Genomic DNA, 3,221 nt, shown 5'->3' with positions numbered 1-3,221 from the left:
CCACGCCAGAGTTGTCACCAACACCGCTTGCTGGTGCGGCCTACGCCCACCTCGACCAATCGTCGCACGGACTACTTCGGCAATCCGGTCACCTGTTTTTCGATCAGCGAAGGGCACCGCAAGCTGAGCATTATCTCGATGAGCCGGATCGAGGTACGCCCCTTGGGCGCCTTACAACCCGCGGCGTCGGTGCCCTGGGAGACGATACGCGACAGTCTACCTGTGGACCGCGGCGTACACGCGGTCAACAACTTTCAATTCTGCTACGATTCGCCCCACATTCCCCGCAGCGCAGAATTGGCGGATTATGCCCGCACGTCGTTCGACGCCGGTCGGCCCATCCTGGACGCGGCCCTCGAGTTGACCGCGCGCATCCACACGGATTTTTCCTACGATCAGCAGGCGACGACGGTGCATACGCCGCTGGGCGAAGTCTTTGCCAAGCGGCGCGGCGTTTGTCAGGATTTGGCGCATGTACAAATCGGCTGCCTTCGATCGCTGGGACTGGCGGCGCGCTACGTGAGCGGATATCTGAGAACGATTCCGCCCCCCGGTCAGCCGCGATTGGTTGGTGCCGATGCCTCGCACGCTTGGATTGCCGTTTTCTGCGGGCCGCTAGGATGGGTCGACCTCGATCCGACAAATGATGCTCTCGTCGATACGAATCACATCACGATTGCCTGGGGCCGGGACTACTCGGACGTGTGCCCCATCAATGGGGTCTATGTCGGCGGAGGGCAGCAAGTGATGACCGTTTCGGCCGATGTCGAGCCGCTCGACGAGAACGACAAGCGGCAATCCCGCCGCATCGACCCGCTATAGATCAGCTAGCATCGAAAAATAGGGATCTTAGGCTGCTTGTACGAGTCATGGGATTTGCAGCTATTCGAACGCCCGCAATCAATTTTGTCTGACTGGTCAGCCGAGTTAGACCCACAGGGGCCAACGTGACAAAAGCTCGCCGCGAATCATCCCTAGGGATGTATCGCGCCGGAAACCGGCTGGGGACACGGCCGGTTTAGCCTAGATACGGTCTCTCTCAGTTCAACCGAACCGGAATAATCGCGCCTGCGTCGCTTCGGCGTCACAAGCTAGCGACGAGTGCGGCAAGGAAGCGCGCACGTGCTGAAACTCTCGATTCTTATCGCAGCGCGCGACACCGCGCCGCTGGAACTAAGCCTGATCTCCATCTTGCAGAACCGCCCCGCGGACTGCGAGGTCGTGGTCGTACACGACCAGGGGTATGACGACCCTTATGACCTGGCAGATGAGGTACGCTTCGTGGCCGTGCCCGCGCAGTGCGGGGAACTCGAACGCCTGATGCGCGGACTTAGCGTTTGCCAGGCGCCAGTGCTGCACGTGCTGCGGAATGGTGCGGAAGTCACCGAAGGTTGGACCACCCCGGCGCTTGCGCATTTCAGTGATCCGACAATCGCTGCCGTAGCGCCGCTGCTGCTCGATCGCGATAAAACGCATGTCGAGGCCGCTGGCCTGGAGTATCGTTGCAGCGGAGCACGCGTCGCACGAGACCGCGGCAAACCGTTGTCCGCGATCCCGGGCGATTCAGCACCGGTACTCGGTCCCACGCTGGGGGCCGCCTTTTATCGCATGTCCGCCCTGAAGCTGCTACGCGATGCGTTCAATCCCGCGTTAGGTAGGGACCTTTGTGACGTCGACGTGGCTCTGCGCCTGAGCCGTGCCGGTTATCGCGCCGTGCTCGAACCGCTCTCGCGCGTCGTCGCTTCGGAAGAAAGTCGGCGCGCTTCTCCGCTGTCCGACGCCTGGCTCGCGGAACGCGTCTTCTGGCGGCATGCCAAGGGACTGGGCCTGGCCCGTTCGGCGATGAGTCATGCGGCCGTGCTGGCGGCGGAGCTAACGTTGGTAGTCACGCGCCCGTTACAGGCTGGCCGCATCATCGGCCGGATCGCAGGTTGTTTCGAACATCTGCTGCTGGGAAATCGCGTCGAGGCTCAGCCCGCACCAGTGCTACCTGCGCGAAACCAGCTGCGCGTAGACGAACCGATGCGAGGCGTTCGTGCCGGCACGCCAGGGCGCACTCCGCTGGCGACGCATCATCGCGAAAGAGTCGCCTGATCTGCCCGCTCGAGCGCGCGTGGAAGTGGATCGTGCTGACCACAACCATACTGACCACAACCTTCAGGTCGCGGCGTAGGCGATCAATTGGCGTGGGCTTTTGCCGTCAGCTTTAGCGGCTGCTCACCCTCGGCAACAAAAACGCCCTCGTGCCGGCTGTTTGGAAAAAACAACTCGACGACGGCATCGAAGAGTTCCAGCTCGTGCGGATCTTGCACCTGCTCGTGAAGTGCGTTGCTGAGGTTCTGGACAGCGGCACAGCCATCGGGCCAGCGAACGCTCATCGCCGCGCCAATGTCACCCAACAGCTGGTAAACCCGAGCGCGCGTCAGACCCATCCGCCGCGCCACTTGCCGCACCGTCGCACCCGACCCATCGAGTCGCAGGCGCCCTTCGGCCAGCTTGGCGATCTGCTCTCCGGCGTCGGTGTACACCTGCGCCATGAGTGGATCGACAAAGCAACGACGAATTTCCGCGGCATCGACGGCTGCGGTGCGATGCGTGACGGCATGGGCCCAGTTTTCAATTGCCGCCACAAAGCGAGGCGTTACGCGCAACGAAAGGTGCGGTTGCGGATTGGTTGCGGCAAGCAACAAGTGCAGCGATCCGAAGACTTCCAAGACTGCTCGCACTCGTTTCTCGCCATGAGTCTTCAGCGAGCGAATTTGTGCCAGGCTCAGCGCGGTATAGGCGTCGAGCGGTGTGTTCCAAATCACCCGCGGCAACGATTGCAACGAAGGAGCAAAGCGGCCCAGCGTCTCCTTGCCCAGACCTTGGTCGCGGATCGTCTGTTGCCATTGCACCCAGAGGGCCTCGGACACGATCGAAGTATCGACGTGACTCCCCTCGGCGGGCGCCTCGGCGTCGCTGCCAGTAGCCGATTCAACCGACCCGGGCGGATGGGGGCTGGCCGCACGCTGCAACAACTCAATGAGGCAGTTGATCTTCTTCTGGCCAATACCGGGCGTGGCATAGAGATCTGCGAACGGGACCTGCACCAATTCGCGCAGCGTCTTCCCCATCAGTGCGATCGGGGACGAGCGATCCGTAGGAAGCGCCCAATATGCGAGAGGCTTGTCCAGCCGGTCGGCCCACTCGTCGGAGAGGAGCTTTGTGCGCACCTCCTC

At 62.2% G+C, this 3,221-nt stretch carries 3 protein-coding genes; 2 read left to right on the top strand and 1 reads right to left on the bottom strand.

What is annotated here, in order from left to right:
- Both VGG64_18895 and VGG64_18890 read left to right on the top strand, forming a co-directional pair.
- The coding region (locus VGG64_18895) for a transglutaminase family protein (GenBank protein HEY1601676.1) at positions 1–822 on the top strand (822 nt) is incomplete at its 5' end.
- A gap of 300 nt (positions 823–1,122) precedes the next feature.
- Positions 1,123–2,094 carry a hypothetical protein gene (locus tag VGG64_18890; GenBank protein HEY1601675.1) on the top strand — a complete coding sequence of 324 codons (972 nt, stop codon included), beginning with the start codon at positions 1,123–1,125 and terminating at the stop codon, positions 2,092–2,094.
- A gap of 83 nt (positions 2,095–2,177) precedes the next feature.
- On the opposite strand, the gene VGG64_18885 is transcribed toward VGG64_18890, so the two are convergent.
- The coding region (locus VGG64_18885; GenBank protein HEY1601674.1) for a hypothetical protein at positions 2,178–3,221 on the bottom strand (1,044 nt) is incomplete at its 5' end.

This window comes from Pirellulales bacterium (genome assembly GCA_036490175.1).
Taxonomy (GTDB): Bacteria; Planctomycetota; Planctomycetia; order Pirellulales; family JACPPG01; genus JACPPG01.
This window is presented reverse-complemented; position numbering and strand designations above follow the sequence as displayed.